The organism is Nostoc sp. KVJ20 (genome assembly GCF_001712795.1).
Taxonomy (GTDB): Bacteria; Cyanobacteriota; Cyanobacteriia; order Cyanobacteriales; family Nostocaceae; genus Nostoc.
The window spans coordinates 32,731-51,138 of sequence record NZ_KV757569.1; the positions used below are offsets into that span (position 1 = coordinate 32,731).

General features: G+C 41.3%; 12 protein-coding genes and 1 pseudogene. 4 read left to right on the forward strand and 9 right to left on the reverse strand.

What is annotated here, in order from left to right:
• Positions 1–118 precede the first annotated feature (118 nt).
• The 5 genes from A4S05_RS05695 to scyA form a co-directional block, all read right to left on the reverse strand.
• Positions 119–1,504 carry a ScyD/ScyE family protein gene (locus tag A4S05_RS05695; protein WP_069068861.1) on the reverse strand — a complete coding sequence of 462 codons (1,386 nt, stop codon included), beginning with the start codon at positions 1,502–1,504 and terminating at the stop codon, positions 119–121.
• A 127-nt stretch (positions 1,505–1,631) separates the two neighbouring features.
• Positions 1,632–2,924 carry a ScyD/ScyE family protein gene (locus A4S05_RS05700; RefSeq protein ID WP_069068862.1) on the reverse strand — a complete coding sequence of 431 codons (1,293 nt, stop codon included), beginning with the start codon at positions 2,922–2,924 and terminating at the stop codon, positions 1,632–1,634.
• Positions 2,925–2,995: 71 nt separating this feature from the next.
• Positions 2,996–3,967: a scytonemin biosynthesis cyclase/decarboxylase ScyC gene (scyC, locus tag A4S05_RS05705; protein ID WP_069068863.1), complete on the reverse strand. Its 972-nt coding sequence runs from the start codon at positions 3,965–3,967 to the stop codon at positions 2,996–2,998.
• A 25-nt stretch (positions 3,968–3,992) separates the two neighbouring features.
• The gene (gene scyB, locus A4S05_RS05710) at positions 3,993–5,054 is read right to left on the reverse strand and encodes a tryptophan dehydrogenase ScyB (protein ID WP_069068864.1); all 1,062 of its coding nucleotides are present in this window, start codon (positions 5,052–5,054) and stop codon (positions 3,993–3,995) included.
• A 304-nt stretch (positions 5,055–5,358) separates the two neighbouring features.
• The gene (scyA, locus tag A4S05_RS05715) at positions 5,359–7,242 is read right to left on the reverse strand and encodes a scytonemin biosynthesis protein ScyA (protein WP_069068865.1); all 1,884 of its coding nucleotides are present in this window, start codon (positions 7,240–7,242) and stop codon (positions 5,359–5,361) included.
• 1,726 nt (positions 7,243–8,968) lie between these two features.
• Between scyA and A4S05_RS05725 the strand changes: the two genes are divergently transcribed.
• Complete coding sequence (locus A4S05_RS05725; RefSeq protein ID WP_069068867.1) at positions 8,969–10,945, forward strand: scytonemin biosynthesis sensor histidine kinase; 1,977 nt, start codon at positions 8,969–8,971, stop codon at positions 10,943–10,945.
• Between the two features lie 138 nt (positions 10,946–11,083).
• The gene (locus A4S05_RS05730) at positions 11,084–11,971 is read left to right on the forward strand and encodes a response regulator transcription factor (protein WP_069068868.1); all 888 of its coding nucleotides are present in this window, start codon (positions 11,084–11,086) and stop codon (positions 11,969–11,971) included.
• 229 nt (positions 11,972–12,200) lie between these two features.
• On the opposite strand, the gene A4S05_RS05735 is transcribed toward A4S05_RS05730, so the two are convergent.
• Entirely contained in the window at positions 12,201–13,403 is a 1,203-nt protein-coding gene (locus A4S05_RS05735) for an AAA family ATPase (protein ID WP_069068869.1), read from the reverse strand.
• A 707-nt stretch (positions 13,404–14,110) separates the two neighbouring features.
• Here A4S05_RS05735 and A4S05_RS38575 point away from each other — a divergent pair.
• Positions 14,111–14,347: a hypothetical protein gene (locus tag A4S05_RS38575; protein ID WP_176726923.1), complete on the forward strand. Its 237-nt coding sequence runs from the start codon at positions 14,111–14,113 to the stop codon at positions 14,345–14,347.
• Here the strand turns inward: A4S05_RS38575 and A4S05_RS05740 are convergent.
• Positions 14,321–14,926 (reverse strand): GIY-YIG nuclease family protein, encoded by a 606-nt coding sequence (locus A4S05_RS05740; RefSeq protein WP_069068870.1) that lies wholly within the window; start codon positions 14,924–14,926, stop codon positions 14,321–14,323. The two genes, A4S05_RS38575 and A4S05_RS05740, sit on opposite strands and share 27 nt — an antisense overlap.
• An 87-nt stretch (positions 14,927–15,013) precedes the next feature.
• Between A4S05_RS05740 and A4S05_RS05745 the strand changes: the two are divergent.
• Positions 15,014–15,401: pseudogene (locus A4S05_RS05745) on the forward strand (DUF6444 domain-containing protein); the annotation flags it as partial.
• A 775-nt stretch (positions 15,402–16,176) separates the two neighbouring features.
• On the opposite strand, the gene A4S05_RS05755 reads toward A4S05_RS05745, so the two are convergent.
• Together A4S05_RS05755 and A4S05_RS05760 are read right to left on the reverse strand one after the other, a co-directional pair.
• A complete protein-coding gene (locus A4S05_RS05755) occupies positions 16,177–16,428 on the reverse strand; it encodes a hypothetical protein (RefSeq protein WP_069068873.1) in 252 nt (83 codons plus the stop codon).
• Between the two features lie 395 nt (positions 16,429–16,823).
• Entirely contained in the window at positions 16,824–18,086 is a 1,263-nt protein-coding gene (locus A4S05_RS05760) for an HhoA/HhoB/HtrA family serine endopeptidase (protein ID WP_069068874.1), read from the reverse strand.
• Positions 18,087–18,408: the final 322 nt, after the last annotated feature.

Sequence of the window (18,408 nt, forward strand, 5' to 3'; positions counted from 1 at the left end):
CCTAGTTGGGGAACCCTAAAATTCGGGCTGCTGCCTCTTGTTTGAAATGCAACTTTCTGTGTGAGGCAGCAGCCTATTCTGTAAGCTATGCCTGACAGAGTAGGCTGGTAATAAGGAATTAGACTATCTCTGCTTTGGCTAGCAACTCTTCACCCAACTTGTTTTGGCGTTTGCGCTTGGCGATCGCACCAGTTGCGCCTACACTAGCAAGTGCTAATAATCCCAAGATTGAGGTAGGTTCGGGGACTCTTTCTGTAACGACATCATCCACGCGAACTACCGAACCTAGTTCGGGGCCAACACCGCGCTTGGTGATGTATATCTTCCCGTCAGGGCCAATATCGATTCCAGCAGATGATTCCAGCCCTTCACCGGCAGCCACCAATGTTGTCCGAGTTAAATCTGGAGCAACTTGAATCAGAGAACCGGGAAGGAATCGCAAGTCACCCTGCAACTGAGATTCGTCGCCGAATTGTAAGACTAGCAAATTGCCTTCTTCATCAAAGGTTAAGTCTGTGATTTGCGTAAACCCATCCAGAAAAACCTCTGGGTTGCCATCTTCGCCAATGCGGAAAATCCGCGATTCACCTTCTGGATATGGAAAACCTGAATATTCGGCAACATATAAGGCTCCATCGGGGCCGATTGTGCCACCTGTAGGTACTGATTGAATTGCGATGTTTCCTCCTGGAAGTACCTCTACTAAACCTGGAGGTAGTTCTTGTCCTGGTGGAAGGGGTGGTAATGATGAGGCACTAAGGACTTTTTTGGGAATTGCGATCGCCTGAAAGTCACTTCCATCAAGTTTGACTTTGTAGGCGGTGTTTCCACCCCCGTCAACGACATAAGCAGTATCACCACTAACGGTCAAATCAAAGGGGTTGGTAACTACGTCCCCACCGTCTGGATTATTAGTAATTTCATACTTGCCGAAGTCGAAAATACTTTCTAGTTCTCCGGTGTTCAAATCAGCTTTGAAAAGTTGTGCTAAAAGCGGGGTATTCAGTACTTTATCGGGTGTGGATGGCGGGAAAGTAACAAGTTGCTGCTCTGGGATCGGGAAATTAGCACCAAGGTTAAGTGATTCTAAATCACGATTTCCTGGATAACCAGCAAACCCGGTTAAAAGATAAGCATTCCCTTGAGAGTCGAATTGTATATCTTGAATACCAGCGCCTTGGTTGCCACTGGGTTGCTCTGCTATAGATTGAAAGTTATTGAATAGACGCTGTGGCTGACCGCCTGGTGTCACTTTGACCAGCGATCCACTATTACCAGCACAGATAGGCTGAAAGAGTGTACTCGGAGATGGTTGGCAATTTCCGTTTCCGCCGATACCTGGCTCTGCTACGTAGAGAGTGCCATCGGGGCCAAAGCTAACAGCCCGTGCATTACTGATTCCATCGACAATTGTCGTTAGGGTTGCAGCTTGTACAGATGGTGTTCCGCAAATAGCAGCAAAACAAAATGTTAGAGATGTCAGAGCAAATGATTTGAGTTTCATACCTTTCAAGGGAGATTAAGAGTTAGTAATTTCGGGAAAGTTTTATGGTTTTAAAGACAAGAAATCCTAGTCCCTGAAGAATGCAGGGTAAATGTCCTTGAGAGGAACTGATGTTGGTTTGAAACTTTTACTTGAGCGCCACAACTCTATCTCTGAGCGGTTTGGGGATTCTTTTCTTGTGCAGCCAAGCAACGCCGAAAGCAGCGATCGCAAATACGCCGAAAGCAGAACTGGGTTCAGGAATAGATTTGGTATTCTCAATTCTGATCACTTGTCCAAGTCCTGGGCGATCGCTCCGGTTGGTGACGTATACTGCACCATCAGCACCAATAGTCAAGGCGCTAGGTGACTCTAATCCATTGCCACTCAGAAGAGTTGTGCGTGTCCCATCGGCAGCTATTTTGATCACAGAACCATCAAAATCACCCTTCCAGGCTGACTGATTGGCGTACTGCAAAGCATATAAATTGCCTTCAGTATCAAATTCCAAGTCTGTGAGTTGGGTAAAACCATCGGCGAAAACTGATGATTTACCATCAGCACCGACTCGATAGATTTTTGCCCCACCTTCAGGGAAGGGAAAACCAGTAAATTGGCTGACGTAATAAGCGCCATCAGGGCCTTTGGTAACACTTGAGGGTACTGGTTGGGTTGCAAACTGCAATGCCGTAGGCGATCGCACCTCTTCACCTTGAGATGGAACCTGTGCAGGTTCATTGGATGGTGTACCAGAGGGTGGAAAGACTGGATTAGTCAGTATGTCTTGGGGAAACGCAACTATAGATTGCAAATTCCCGCCACCAGTATTAACACTGAGTAGGTCGTTTGCACCTGCATCAACTGCAACTAACTTATTGCCATCGATGACAAAACCCAAGGGATTGCTACCGACATCACCACCATCGGGATTGTTGGCGAGTTCATAGTTAGCTAAATCGGCAACACTCGTCCAGGAATTGGTATTAAAATCGGGAGCGATGATTTTACCGAGGTCAGTGTAACCTAAATTGCGATCGCGAAATGCTGGATTCGCCCCATACCCAATCAGAACATAAGGTTTACCTTTAGCATCAAACTGGATGTCACGAGGCCCACCGGCTCCAGTACCATCCGGTAATGCTAAAGAAGGAAGTCCTGTAAGTATGCGTTCGGTTTTACCATTCTCAATTTTGGTAACTGCGCCACTAGTGCCATAGCATAAAGAGTCACCTTGACCACTTGCTGGTGGAACACAACCGCCACTTCCCCCGATTCCCGCCTCTGTGACATAGAGATTACCATCAGGACTAAAGCTTAGTCCTCCGGCATTATATAGACCATCGGCGATTACGGAAAACGATGCAGCAGAAGCAGCTTTCATTCCCGAAAAAGCGGCAACACAAAAAGTTAGGATGGTAATAGTGAGTGGCTTCAGTTTCATATTTTTGTCCTTTGTCATTTGTCATTTGTCATTTGTTAATTCACCAATGACCAATGACCAATGACCAATGACTAATGACTATTAACTAATGATTCTTGAATTTTTGGGAGGTAGCTCATTCCTCGGTCAAATGATTTGAGGTTGCCGGCTTTGGCTTCGAGCAAACGTTTGATGTTCATGCTTTCAGCGCCATAGTCTTCAATTTGAAGTTTGCCGTGGGTGACGGTTCTATCTGTTTTCCAGAATGTGATTCTATGCAGGATAAAACCAGAAGCTTCCGGGTCAGCGAAAGCGTAGGCAGTTGGGATAAGTAACGCTACAGAACGCTGATAATAGTCGTACTCTGGATAAAAATATTCTTGTTCAAGCAAGTAGTATTTACTCAAACTATGAACTCGCACAGAAACTTTTACTTCCTGGTCATATTCATCTTTGAATTCACCTGATTCAGAAGTAATATCACCATTCGGTCGCAATAAATGCGCCCATTCGTCTATGTTTTGTAAGTCTTTTAAGTATTCAATGCCGATTTCAATAGGGGCATCAACATAAATGGTGTCTGTATCGATAAAGTGGCTTCCTTTGGCTGCTGTAGTCAGACCGGCTTTGCGTTCCAAGTTACCTTTGAGAGAACGACATTCAGAAGTGTGTACTGTATGAATTCCCTGCATAATCATCTGAGTCTGCCGTTTGGGATCGACAAAGCTCAACCAGTGAAAGTACACACCCTTTTCATCTGTTCCCGGCTCGATGTAGTCGGTGGGAAACAGTAAAACCGGGTAAACCTGAAAATATTTTTGATACTCTAATCCACAGTGCCACTCAATGCCGTAGAAAAGTGGATTTTCTAGTTTCTTAACATGATAATAGAGATTTTTGTGATAACCAGACGCAGTTCCCAACCAGGTATCTTCATCAATCTGCTCTTGCATCCGGCTATAAAGCGTCCATTCGTCTAAGTTCTTTAAACTACAAAGATATTCAAAAGCGCTCTCTGGTGAAGTCGCAATGTAAGCTGATGTTGCAAAGGTATTTTTTTCCACTTCTCACTCCTGAAGATAATAATAATTAAGCTGCGATCGCTTTAGTTTTGTTCCGCTTACCATTCTTGATCCGTTCTTCTGCTAAACGTTTGGCAGCATCGTTGGTAGTAACTCCCTGCGCTTTAGCAATATCAAAAATTGCTAATAGAGTGTCATAGATGTTATGCACTTGCTTGAAAGCTTTTTCTTCGTCATAACCAATCATTTCGTTGTAAACATTAATTAATCCTCCAGCATTAATTACATAATCAGGGCTGTAAAGAATCCCTTTTTTAGTAAGCATTTGACTATGTAGTTGCTCATTCTCCAATTGATTATTAGCTGCACCAGCAATAATCGAAGCTTGTAAAAAAGGAATTGTATGACTATTAAGAATTCCTCCTAAAGCGCAAGGAGCAAATACATCTACATCCAGAGAGTAAATTTCAGTTGGTTCTACAACAGTTGCACCAAAAAGCCGTTTTGCTTCTTCTGCTTTTGCTGGATCTACATCGCTCACAAAAAGCTTGACATCATGTTCATGTAAGTGCCGACAAAGATTTTTACCGACGTTTCCTAAGCCTTGAACTGCAACTTTCATCCCATCAAGTCTTTTGCTCTGCCAACGAGATTCAACAGCGGCTTTAATTCCGAGAAATACTCCTAGTGATGTTATGGGAGCAGGCCCACCAGATTTTTCTGATACCCCAACAACGTGTTTTGTTTCTTGACTGATTGTCCGCACATCGTCAGGAGTAATATTGACATCTTGTCCGGTGATAAAACGTCCATTCAGACTATCAACAAAACGTCCATAAGCTCTCAACAGATCATCTGTTTTATTTTCAGGATTAGCGATAATGACTGCCTTTCCCCCACCAGCCGGAATATTTGCACAGGCAGCTTTATAAGTCATTCCCCGACTGAGACGAAGCGCATCTTTTAAAGCTGCTTCTTCGTTAAGATAAGGCATCAGTCTTGTAGCTCCCATCGCTGGGCCTAAGCTCGTATCATGGATGGCAATAATTGCCTTAATTTCGGGGTTTTTACCATGACAAAATAGAACTTGTTCGTGACCCATTTCTCTAACAGTTTCAAATAGCAGCATCTTGACCTCTTGATATTGTTTGGGATTGGTTAGAGAAAGTAATGACCATTACAAAATGTAAAGATATAGACACAAAAACACTGACGAAGATTAAGATTGGATGAAGTTAAGAAAGACTTGGTGCTTTGCGTAAAATCGTGGCGAATTGAAAGTGGAAATTTAAACGCAAAGGGATGCAGAGGTAAACGCAGAGGGACGCAGAGAGTTTGCTACGAATTAGTAGAGTTAAGATTAGTTATTTCTGACTTTGCGTCCTTCTCTAAGGGGTGGCGGTTCCTACTTATTCGATTACCAACTTTCCAAATCAAACCATTGGAAATGAAACTTGCTTGGCTGCACTTTTTGCCGAGCTTGATTTCACTCCTTGTGCTGCCAAACTCTTATTACGTCCACCAGAAGGTGCTGGGCGATCGGCGTCAATCACTACATCGATTAGAAAAGGAACGCTTGATGCGATCGCTTGTTCTAATGCCGCTTCAATATCCGACTCTCTAACAACCACGATCGCTTCTGCTCCCATCCCACGAGCAATCATGGCGAAGTTTGTCGGTGGGAGTGTTGCATCTGCACCCTTTAATCCCAAGATTTTCATCCCTTGATGGCACATGTTGTAACGCGCATCGTTGAGTACAATCCAGATGGCGGGGATTTTGTATTTCACGGCTGTGCTGATTTCGTTATTCATCAGCATTGCTCCATCACCAACAATCCCTACAGCTTTGCTATTGTTCGCCAGCGCTGCACCCAACACTCCGGTGACGGCGTGACCCATTGCGCCGACTCCGGTGCTGACTCGGTAACGGTTTGCTTCGGCAAATTGGAGTAGATGGGTTGACCAAGTAAAGGAGTTACCACACTCCGCCATGACTATCGCATTGCTACCTTCAACAATGATCTTTTGAATTGCTGCCATCAATACTTCTGGCCGCACTGGATAGTCTACGTCTGATGCCGGTTCAATTGCTTTGTGTTCTGGACGAGGTAACGACAAAGTTGAGGAATGAGGAGCATCTGGTAATTGCTGCAACAACTCTTCCACAAAAGCTTTGATGTCAGACCGAACCCCGAAAGTTTCAACGTGTGGATATGCAACACCTGGTACTTCGGGATCAATATCTACATGGACAAAACCTCCTTTGGGAACCAGCGCCGAACTCCAGAAGGAAGTCGGTTCACCAAGACGGGTTCCTAATACAAGTGTGCGTAGTGGAGGTTGTTCTTCCATATAAGTTAAGACGGAAGCATGACCGCCTAAACCTGTGACACCCACAAATTGCGGATGATCTTCAGGGAATATACCTTTACCACGGGGGGAGCAGATAACGGCGGCTCCGGTTTTTTCAGCGAGTTGGAGGATTTCGGCTGCTGCGTCACGCGCACCGAAACCAACCCAGATAGCAAAGGGGCCGGATGATAATAACTCTACCGATTTAGCGATCGCTTCTTTTGAAGCAGTCATCGGAAAGGGAGAAATATCTAGTTGAGGTAAGGCTATATCCTCAACTAAACTTGTCTGCACAGCGGTGGGAATGCTCAAATGGGCGACAAATCCGCCTGGTTGCGCCATAGCCAGAGCCAGTTTACGAAAAATCTGCGGTAATTGAGCCGCAGATTCAATTGTGATTGCATAGTTGAATAACGCTCCTGGGGTAAAAATTCCCCCACTGGGCAATGTATAAGTGCTGGTTTCTTGAATAGCCCAACGTCCACGCTGCGGTGCTGAGGTGCAAGCTGACAACAAAATCACCTTTGCACCTTCCCCACGAGCCGCAAATAATCCGGTCAGTGCGTTGGTGATCCCCGGCCCTGCTGTGGTAAAAACTACCGTGGGGCGATTATTGGCAAAGTATGCTTCGGTAGCTGCAAATGCTGCTCCGGCTTCATGGCGGAAGTTCAACACTTCTATATTGCTATTGGATAGCGCCCCCCAAAGGCTGGCCATTGCCCCACCGGCGACACCAAAAGCGTAGCCTACTCCCAAATTTTCTAACATCTGAGCGATCGCATCGGCAACTGAAAGCGTTGGGGGCGTTTCGTCATTTAAAAAAGGCTGAATTCCCCCATTTTTCTCCGATTCATCAAGCTGACGGGAGTCAGATACAGATTCTACATATCTATTTGCTGGAAATTCCTTGTATGGTTCGGTAGTGATGAGAGGAGAGTTTGAACCAGTATAGTTTTGACTCATTAGTTTCACTTAATTACATAAAGTTACACAAAGGCTTTTCAGTTTACAATCACAGCGCTAGAAATCTAGAAATATCTAATACAAACAACTCTGTTGTTTCTTACAGCTATGACCTAACTTGGTCGCTAGTAGAAATGGTTGATCGCTGCTGATTGATGCTTGTGAGCGCGGTACCAAAAAATTTTTACCAAAAGCAGACAACAGTCGGGGTTGTGCTTCTTGTGACCAGAATAAGGCAGAGAAAGACTGTTGTGCAATCAAAAATCTTTTGATAGGGGTGTCAAATTTTTCGCTTCTGTGGTGATGAGCACAGTACAAAAGGTAGGTTTGCGGCGAAAAACTAAATCATGTAAGGGTGTATAAACTAGCAACTAACCTGAATTCAACCATGTCTCAGAATCTTTACAAAGCTTAATATAGCTAGCTTTAATCGCACCTATCTACTTGCTAAATTGCCTGGGGAGGTTCTTGATTTGTAATGCTTATTATGGTTAAAATCTAATCTGCAATGAAGAATCTTTTGATGTGGGTGTCAATTCTTTCGCTTTCATTATGATTGTGACATTCCCAAATTAGTCACTTTGAAAGATTGATATTTTGCCTAGGCGTAACCCGCCGTAGGTATCGCAGGAGCAGCAGATGACCAAATTTACAATAGGAAATTTTTTGATTTGGTGATCAATTCTTTTGCTTTAGAACTTACACAACTTTTCACCCGAATTAAAGCATGAGTTGAACTACACCACTTTGGTGGTTTTCATGTTGCCACCAAAAACTCTTTGAGTCAATTATTTGTAACGATAAATACATCGTTTCTTAAATTTTGATATTTCCTTAGAGAGACGACTAAGGGTTTAGTATGCATTGCCTAAGAAGTATTTTTTATTGCTATTGAAACAAATTATATACTTAGTATACTAATGCAGTGTTTCTTCATGACAAAACAAACACAACGCTATACGTAAAAATATACGTGTGTTTTTAATACGAATGTACTTCTTGCGACAGATGACTAAGCATATTCTTCTATAGTTAAATCCCTGAAAGAGTAAGTTAAGATAAATTAAGAAAATAAATTGATGAGTGAAATTTGTTCATTTAAGCCAAGCACTGCAAATTCATTTATGTTGAAAATAAAACGACTTTACAGTATTACAGCACGGTGGGAATCTAGCTACTATCTCAACTAACCAGACAAGTTGCTTAGAGCAACTGGTTAAAGATAGGCAAACTTCCCTCGTGTTGTACTAGTAGTTCGCCAAAGGCCTTGGCGAGCGAAAAATTAAAGGATAATTTGTTATCCTTTAACTTTTCCCCAGTCCAAACGCAGTAATTCTAGGTTGATAAACTACTAATTACCTCTGTAGAGGGCTAGTTTAAATTTAAAATATCTTTCCTACTGATAGATTAAGAGTTTTGACCTCTTAATCTATCAGATTTCTTGACTAATCTAGATTTGATTTGTCTAGGTTTTGTGCTGCTATAAAAAGTTGCTTAAGTCCAAAATAAAATTTTTAGCATTTTAGTTTTTTTAGGAAAATTTGATTTAACAATTTGCATTTTGTTGGTATGATAAGTTTTGTTAAGGCAATTAGTAAGATTTTTTAATTTACTAACTAATTTTATTTTCTAACAGCCGAAGAGTGCACCAAAGATTTTAGTAAGTTATGACTATTAACTCATTAATGGCTACAGTGCTGATTGATTACCAGGAGGAAGTAGGAATATGAATTCTGGCGAATATACACTAGCTAGATCAAACAATCAATGGGCACTACAACCTGAAGTAGAAATGAAGTTTGCTCACTTCCTAATAAATCACGCTGTAGATGCTGCTTTCTGTTTAGGAGCAAACGCGCAGTTTCTTTACGTCAACAATGCCACTTGTCTGATGACTGGGTATTCCCGTGAAGAATTACTTTCTATGAGGCTGCATGATATAGACGTAGACTTTTCTCTGCACAATTGGTCAGATATTTGCTCACAGGGTTCTCTTACCTTTAAATCTCGCTATCGGACAAAAGGGGGCCGGATATTTTTAGTAGAAATATCCATGAGCTATGTAAAACAACAAGATATGGAATTTGGCTGTGCTTTTGCTCGTGAGAAAAATGACGAAATAGTAGAACTGAGCGTGCAAAAGTGGACTGATGAATTAAGGGATGCCAAAGACAATTTGCAACAGGAATTTTCTCAACTCAAAGCAAAAGAAGTAGAACTAGAAGCATCTCTTTCGTTACTTCGTTCTACTCTCGAATCTACTGCCATTGGTATTGTTGCAGTTAATTTTGAGGGAGATATTCTGAGCTTGAATCAGAGATTTGTAGAGATGTGGCAGATTCCAGAGTCTCTAATACTATCTAAGAAATGCCCTCGATGCAAAGCCTTTTTTGAGAATAAACTTAAAGATCCACAAGCTTTTAGTCGGCTGATTTGGGAAGTATCTAGCCAATCTGATTTCGAGAGCTACGACATTCTAGAGTTGAAAGATGGAAGAGTTTTTGCACACTATTCTAAACCTCAGTTGCTTGAGGGCAAAATTATTGGGAGAGTGTGGAGTATTTGGGATATTACTGAATCGAAACAGACTGAAGAAGCATTACGATTAAACGCAACTAGATTTCGGACTTTAGCAGAAACAACAGATACTAGCACTTTTCTGATTCAAGGCACGCGACTTTGCTATATAAATCCGGCAGTAGAGCAACTCACTGGCTATACAAAAGAGGAACTGCTAACAGGTTTTGATCTTCGCCGACTGATTAAGAGCAAAAAAAGCAGGCAGATACGTAAGCAGAGTGAAGCAGGTAATTTTGAATACCAGGAAATGAGTATTCTGACAAAAAATGGCACAGAGCGCTGGCTAGCCTGCGCGGTTGCCAAGCTTGATGGAGGGCTAGATTTTGGTGGAAAACCAGTAGAAATGATTGCAGGCATCGATATTACTGATTATAAATATGCAGAATTAGGTCTTAACCAAGCTTTAGAACAAGCCAAACAACTTAGCGAACTTAGAGCGCGTTTCCTTTCTACGGTTTGCCATCAATTCCGAACTCCACTGAATATTGTTTCATTTTCTAATAGTTTATTAAAGGAAGAAGTAGATAAACGTACACAAAAGAAAATCCAACCACTACTAGATCATATTCAAAAAGCCACTGAACAACTGAGCTTGATGTTGGATGATATTTTGTTCTTCTCTAAAGCAGAAGCAGAAAAATTAAACTTTGAACCAAAACCTGTTGACTTAGTTCAGTTTTGTGATGATTTGGTTGCACAAATGCAGATGACTGTTAACCAAAATCCAATCATTTGCATAAGTCCAGATAACTCTCTAACAGCCAATATAGATAAAAAGTTGTTAGAGCCTATTTTGAAGAATTTGCTCGATAATGCCATCAAGTATTCTTCCTCGAAAATGGCAATTGAATTGAAATTTTATTGTCAAAACGAAAAATTAGTTTTTCAGGTAAAGGATATGGGTATCGGTATTTCAGCAATAGATCAACAACGAATATTTGAACCATTTTATCGTGGTAGTAATATTGATCATATACCTGGTACTGGACTAGGGCTATCGATTCTTAAAACTCTTGTAGATTTACATCACGGTCAAGTCTTTGTGGAAAGTGAAGTTGGTGTTGGGACTACGTTTACGGTGATGCTGCCATTAATGAAATTAGCAACTGGTTACGAGTTATGAGTGTTGAAATGAAGATAGTTGTTAATTGACAACTTAACAATCATAACTCTCGGAACGAGATAGTTCATTTCATCTCTATTTAGATACCCACTAAAGGGTCTAGTAATCAGCTTTTGTAAAAAGTTATGGTAATAAAAAATGATGTACGAATCGTCAAAGAAAATTCTCGTCATTGAAGATGATACCGTTACCCGCGATCTTTATTTAAAGGGTCTTGAGGCTAAAGGTTTTGATATGATAGGTGCTGATAACGGTCGTGTTGGTATCCAACATGCACAAAAGAGTACACCCGACTTAGTGATTTGCGATATCACAATGCCTGATATGGATGGTTATAGCGTTTTAACTACGCTACGCCAAGATCCTGTTACAGCAATTATTCCTTTCATTTTTCTAACTGGTAGTAGTACCAGATCAGATGTTCGCAAAGCTATGGAATTGGGAGCAGATGACTATCTTACCAAACCCTCGACACTAGAAGAACTGCTCAGAGCGATCGCTATTCGCTTGGAAAAGCAAGCTAATCTGCAATACTGGTGTGCAATGAAATTCGAGAAAGCTCCAAAATCAGTATTTACAGATGATACTACAGCGATCGCTGGAGGTGTTGCTGTAGCCTCTGATCAAGAAGCCCCTGATAGAGAAGCCAACATTCCTTCTAAGTCAATCTTTCCCTCCATTCCCCAATTAAAAGAGGTTTTTGACTTTATCGAAGCCCATTATCATCAAGGAATTACTTTATGTGATGTCGCTCTTGCTGTTGGTTACTCACCTGCTTACTTAACGAACCGAGTCGCACGGCAGACAGGAGAGACTGTAAACTGCTGGATTGTCAAACGCCGAATGGCGGGAGCGCGTTTTTTACTCCAAAATAATAATCAGACAGTCGAGAAGATAGCGAAAGCATTGGGCTATCAAGATGTGTCTCATTTCTCCCGTCAATTTCGCCAACATCACGGTTTACCTCCCCAAGCTTGGCGCAAACAGCATCAGCTTGTATTGCAAGAACAGGTGCAACTCTGGTGAAAGTAGATTTACAAAAAAGGCAGAAGGCAGGAAGAAAGAAGTATTAATAAAAACTTTAGTTGTAGGTTTATAGCCGCACTAGTGTAAAAAATTTGTGTCGATAGCGCAGCGTAAAGCCATTGGCATGGCTTCTCTACGAGACGCTACTGCGAACGCTTAGAGCAAGTCATTGAGCGTCGCGGAAAGTTCCCCCTGCTCCCTACTCCCTACTCCCTACTCCCTGCCTTCTTCATACAAATAGTTGCGTAAACTCATATATTAAATCCACCCTGCCCTTGCGTAACATGGCTGGATCTAATCTTTCTGTAGTATTGCAAGTCATCAAGACAACTAACCGTTGCTGCATCTGAATACCAGAGTCATCAATTACACTCTGATACAAAGTGCCATCCAGCAAACTCAGAATGTGTTCGGTTTTGTTATTGTATTGCGCCACCTCAGAAGCACGATTTTGCGCTAGATTATCAGCTTCGTTAATAACGATACAAATACGCTCTATGTAAGTCGGTGGGACAAAGTTAGCGATCGCATCATGATCTAAAATAAAGATTACATACCCCAAAGGTACAAGAATTTCTTTTGCAACTGCCTGTGTCCAGACTGTTTTACCAGTACCCGGTTTCCCATGTACAACAACCGCTAACTGATTTTGATTCAGAATCGCTTGCTGTACAGAATCAGTAAAGTTTTGTATATCTGCGGGAAATGTCCGAATGGAAAATTGACTATGAACCTTACCTACACGACTTTGATATCCACTCAGCATCACGGCTAAGTCGTAAGTCGCTTTGTTAATCAGTGGCGCAAGGTTTTTTGCCATTAAACTATATTGTCGTCGCCCGCGATCGTAGGGGTCAATTTGCAACCAAACGTCATACTTCGACCAGTAAGCATAAACAGTATTGATAACATCTAAGCGTTCCCAGCTGACAAATCTATCTATAGGAAAATAAAAATCTCTTTCTGAGTAATACTGCGTAATAATGTCAGGATTACCCAACACACCTAAAACTCGCAGTACAGTAATTTCTTGCAGTCGGTTAAGAACATAATCAATGGGAATGCTACTACGACTCACAAATTGGAGAATGGGTGTTTCCGTACTCAAAACATCTTTGTAGCGATGATCAGGTGATTGAGGATCTGGCGTGATGTAATTCCAAAACTTTTCAACTTCGTAGCGGGTATTATCAGATACAATATTTAATAAATTAGCCCACCAAGCATAATTATTTCGTCCCAAAATATCAGCAACATTACTCGCTAAATTCAAACTTTTTTGAGTTAACTCACGGGAGTCACTGTGCAATAGTTGCCATAAAAATCCCCAGTCTAATTCTCGGTTAAACGGTCGCCAACCGCTAGCAAGCAAGCTTTGTCGGGTATTATTTGTAGGAGTGCCTTCATTGCTTCTAAAATAGTCAAAATCCATATTTATTAGTTATGCAGCGTTAATCGAATTATTTGGTATTAAGTAGGAGATTTTGAAAAATTTTTCTCGTAATATTAACTAATTGCGTACAAATATAGGACTCATATAGGACTCATATTTGATTTTTGAACAAAACTCAGTACACCTTTATTCCTTCTTCCCAGTCCCCATTGCCCCTAATCCCCAGTCTTTTACCTCTACGAGTGATTCTCCAAATCAAAGCGGATTCCTATATTTGATTTCTGAAAAAACTCAGTACAATTAAGAAGCCTTCTTGACTGTAGCAAGATTGCCTATTGCCTATTAGCCTGCCTACGCAAATTAGTTCAGAAATCAAAGCGGATTCCTATAGTAATTTTATTTTCACCGTGCTGTATTGGCTAGGAAGTTTTTTTAATTTAACTCATCCTGCCTGTACTATACTGTACTACATCAAGATTACCTATGTCAACTTTTTTGACAAAGCAACTGGTAAATGGGGGGCTTACTTTTAGCTATTGATATATCTATGCTACTTATCCATCTCTAGATGAAAACTAATACCATGTCCGTGGAATTGCCCTCAAGATAAAGCACTTAACCCCATTTTTAGCTGATGCCAAAGTTTCTCTCCCTAATCTTGGCTCATAATAAGCGGTTCTAACAGTATTTTCAGGGCTAGAACTGCTATTCATAAAGCCAGTTGCGTAAGTCCTGATAGTATCAGTTTGAGTAATTACAAATTTTTACCATTCTTTCTGACAATATTTGTGGTTTTAGCGATCGCAGCCTGTAACAACAACCCACCTATGGGAACTCACAAGTCAACGCTTGCACGAACGCCTATAGAAACAAAAACCGTTAGCAATAATTTAGGTAAAGTTGAAGTTCCCCTAAAACCGCAGCGAGTTATTGTGCTAGAAGAAAATGTCGCCCTTTCAAATCAATATACTCACAACATATAAAAATAAAATAATACAAATGACTATTGTTACTAAAAATAAAAAATTATTATTAAAAATTTTACCTAATACAGTAGGTTTACTTTTTTTAATTTTCTTCTTCTTCTTTCTTCCCCCTACCATGCCTTGTCTCAAACGATTGTGGGGTTCATATCGTCTGGATATTAAATGTTTTGGGATTTCCTCTTTCTCTTGACTTGCACGTTCAATATTTCTAGGAATTATAGGCAAAGAAAGATTTATTTTATTCTGATATTGACCGTAACCCTGAGAATTCTTATTTGGTCTTTGTGCTACATTACTACGCTCCATTAACTGAATAACTTGTTGCAAATATGCGTTCTTTGTAAATTCAAACCACTCCCTATAAACATTAAATGACTTACAAGCTTGATGAATTTCTTTCTCTACTTTGTAAACGTCAGCAACAAACACATAATGAATGAGTTTCAATGGGTAGGGACTTTGACGGCTATTCAGTTCTTTTAATCTATCCTCTGGTGTCCGTGGTGCTACAGTTAGCCCTATTTTGTATCTATATGTACCCACACTATGAATTAAATAAATGTACCCTGGTTTCATTCTTGTATCTCTGTTTGTAGTTCTTCTGTAAGGATTCAGGTGGCAGAGTATTGACAAAGGGGACACTTGAGGGAGAGTATCACAAATATGAACCAAAACTTGCCTCAAGATTTAGACCGAGAAAGCTTGAACCAGTTATTACGCATAATAAACTGGTAGAGGTAATTATTGAGCAAAGCAAGGCGATACGTGACTTACAGAAAACAATCTTAGAACTACAGCAAGAAATAGAACGTTTAAAAGTCAGCCGAGATTTGGATAGTTCTACCTCCTCGAAGCCACCATCTGGGGATATTCTGAAAAAGAGCAAAAACAAAAAAGCATCGCTGGATGGAGAATCAAATCATCCCAAAAGAAAATCAGGCGGGCAACCAGGGCATCAGGGAAAAACGCATAAGGGTTTTGGTAGATCGTTATGAAATATGAAATCTTACGCCCTTTGGATTGTGTTTACTGTGGTCAACGAAAATCGGCGGGAATCCCATCCCAACGAGAGGGGTGGGAGGGATAGCCGCCCGTCTCCAAAGTCATTAGTTATTAGTCATTAGTCATTGGTGCTAATGACTAATGACTAATAACTCGAAATCCCCCGGCTTGAAGCCGGGGGATGAGTTAAAAAGCATTTGCTCACACGGCAATAAAAGTAGAAAAACACTCTGTAGCACAATTAGTAGAACGTCCCATTGAAATAGTGGAGTATCAACGCTATACGTCAATACAGTTCAGATAAACCCAAAACACTTGTAGAGACGGCAATTCATCGTCATCGCTTCTTCAAAGACAAATTATCTACACCACTAACTTTAACTGAATAGACATTTAACGCCTATCTTGCTGCATTCCACTCTTAATTCAGGCTCGTCAATATTTGGATATGTTTGTCCTGGATCTGTATAGGACTCAACGAAGAAATGGCACTAAGAAAAGCCCAAAAGCTTGTGTCGTCTCGTTCCCAGCCTGGAGGCTCGGAATGTATTTAAAAGAGGCTCTGCCTCAATTCAAGCTACTGGAGGCGGAGCCTCCCAGAATGGATTCCCAGCCTGGAGGCTTGTTCCAGTCAGAACAAGGGCTGTATCTTTTCTTAGTGCCATTCGACTCAACGAAGAAGTGCTATTTTTATTAAAAATATGAAATAATACCCCTTTAGAATATTTCTAAAGAGGGGATTTTTAAACAACAACAAAAACTATTAAAAAAGAACTCTGCAACCAATATTGATAGGTAATAATTTGTTGCAATTGTAGGTCTTTTTATCTATATACATAGCGAGCCGGTATCCACTGGCGACCACGATTTGTTTGCACCCAACGTCCAGGAACTAATATCCTCCTTCTCGCTTGAGCAGGAGTATAAACCCTAACTGGCGCTGGTCTTTTGATTATTCTAACTGGAACCGGTCGCCTAACTGGCCGTCTGACCTGAGCATCAGCTTGGGAAGGAATAAAGGTAACAGCAATTGGTAAAATCAGCGCTAAACTAGCAAGCACTCTTTTAATATTCATTCGCAAACTTTCCTTCTATGATATAGACATCAAGGTAATTAATATCTCGCGAAATATTAATCGCCTTGACAAATAAATGATAGAACTACAAGGATATATACACTAGTGAAAAAGGTAATTACTTAAACCGTGACTAATGTCATAGTTAAAGAAGAATTCATAATTGAGAATCAATTACAGAACTTACGCAAAAATCGCTTTTGATATTTGTGGTAGTGCCCACTTCATATCATGTCCAGTTAATTAGTTATATAGGAATCCGCTTTGATTTCTGAACGAATTTGCGTAGACAGGCAATAGGCAATCTTGCTACAGGCAACAGGAAAGAAGGCAAAAGGGACGGGCAAAATACCCATCCCAGAAAATTCACTTTTATTCAATTGATAGCAAAACTGTTACTGCACTGCGGTGGGGAAAGCACCAGGTTGCACAGCTACGTTAATATTCTGCCCATTGCGACGTAATTCCATACGTAAATCGCCTCCGACTTGGCTATTTTCTACTGCTTTTTGGACACTACTGGCATCTGTGACTACTTGTCCGCCAAGCTTTTGGATTACATCACCAGCACGTATTCCTGCTTTAGCGGCTGGCGAATTTGGTACAACTTTCACAACTAATACACCTTTATCTTCATTCACATTCAAACCGCTGTTGGGATCTGAGTTGATATTTTGTTTTAGTTGAGGCGTTAACCCCATCATCTGAATTCCCAGATAAGGATGTTCTACTTTGCCTGTAGCTATAAGTTGATTAGAAATGCGTTGTACTGTGTTGATGGGAATAGCAAAGCCTAATCCTTGTGCCCCTTGGATTATAGCTGTATTCATGGCAATTACCTCGCCACGGGAATTTAGCAGGGGGCCACCGGAGTTACCAGGATTAATCGCTGCATCAGTTTGAATATACTCTACTCGCTTATCGGCAGCACCGATTAGATTGCTACTGCGTCCAGTAGCACTGATGATTCCGGTAGTTACTGTATTATCTAGTCCAAGGGGGTTGCCGATCGCGATCGCCCATTCTCCTGCTTGCAGTTGATCTGAGTTCCCTAAAGCCACTGAAGGTAGATTCTCTGCCTGAATCTTGACAACAGCGACATCGGTTAATTCATCTTTTCCTAACACCTTACCTTCCAAGGTGCGCCCGTCTTTGAGTGTTACTGTCACTGTATCAGCACCATCTATGACATGGGCGTTAGTGAGAATCCGACCATCGGAACTGATGAGAAAACCTGAACCAGTACCCCGTTGTACCCTTTCTCCTGATTGTGGCAGTTGGGAACCAAAAAAGCGGCGAAAGAACGGATCGTTGAATTCATCTGGTATCCGACTTCTTACGGTTCGGGAAGAGTTAATCCGCACGACTGCTGGCCCGACCTTCTGCACCACCTGTGTCACAAAATTAGGATCTGTGGCGGCTGGTAATGGCGGAGCGGCATTGACTCGACTAACTGCCAAGTTAGATGCACTCTCAGACATCTGCCGAGAATGTCCAGCCATATAACCACCTGCTAATGTCATACCTGATCCCAGCAGCACCAGCGATAGAGAGGCGGCAGCCTTTTTCCAGGGCGCTCGATTTTGGTATTTGGTGTCAACAGTGTTTGATAAAATGCTATTTGATGGGTTTTCTCCATCACGAGATTGGTTTTGCATTGCTGTCTGGAAAGATATTTTAGATATATTACTAATGTAGATATTATTTATGACAGTTTTGTTGCGGAGGTATTGCGTTGTTGTGAAAGATTTGGTATTTTAACCATCGCATCCCGCTTTAAATGAATTCTATCTATAGGACTCCTATTTAATTTCTGAACAAGACTCAGTACGGATCTATGCTTTCTTTCCTATTCCCTATTCCCTATTCCCTACCCACACAAGTAAATTCAAGAATCAAAGCGGATTCCTATATATGGAATATAGTCATTCGTAGAGGCGCACATCTGTGTACTCCGATCGCGTGTTCCATCCATGTCTG

What these genes read in the sequence shown, in the direction of transcription:
- A4S05_RS05695 (WP_069068861.1), bottom strand. Translation starts at nt 1,504, where the DNA reads ATGAAACTCAAATCATTTGCTCTGACATCTCTAACATTTTGTTTTGCT.
- A4S05_RS05700 (WP_069068862.1), bottom strand. Translation starts at nt 2,924, where the DNA reads ATGAAACTGAAGCCACTCACTATTACCATCCTAACTTTTTGTGTTGCC.
- scyB (WP_069068864.1), bottom strand. Translation starts at nt 5,054, where the DNA reads ATGCTGCTATTTGAAACTGTTAGAGAAATGGGTCACGAACAAGTTCTA.
- scyA (WP_069068865.1), bottom strand. Translation starts at nt 7,242, where the DNA reads ATGAGTCAAAACTATACTGGTTCAAACTCTCCTCTCATCACTACCGAA.
- A4S05_RS05725 (WP_069068867.1), top strand. Translation starts at nt 8,969, where the DNA reads ATGAATTCTGGCGAATATACACTAGCTAGATCAAACAATCAATGGGCA.
- A4S05_RS05730 (WP_069068868.1), top strand. Translation starts at nt 11,084, where the DNA reads ATGATGTACGAATCGTCAAAGAAAATTCTCGTCATTGAAGATGATACC.
- A4S05_RS05735 (WP_069068869.1), bottom strand. Translation starts at nt 13,403, where the DNA reads ATGGATTTTGACTATTTTAGAAGCAATGAAGGCACTCCTACAAATAAT.
- A4S05_RS05740 (WP_069068870.1), bottom strand. Translation starts at nt 14,926, where the DNA reads ATGAAACCAGGGTACATTTATTTAATTCATAGTGTGGGTACATATAGA.
- A4S05_RS05755 (WP_069068873.1), bottom strand. Translation starts at nt 16,428, where the DNA reads ATGAATATTAAAAGAGTGCTTGCTAGTTTAGCGCTGATTTTACCAATT.
- A4S05_RS05760 (WP_069068874.1), bottom strand. Translation starts at nt 18,086, where the DNA reads ATGCAAAACCAATCTCGTGATGGAGAAAACCCATCAAATAGCATTTTA.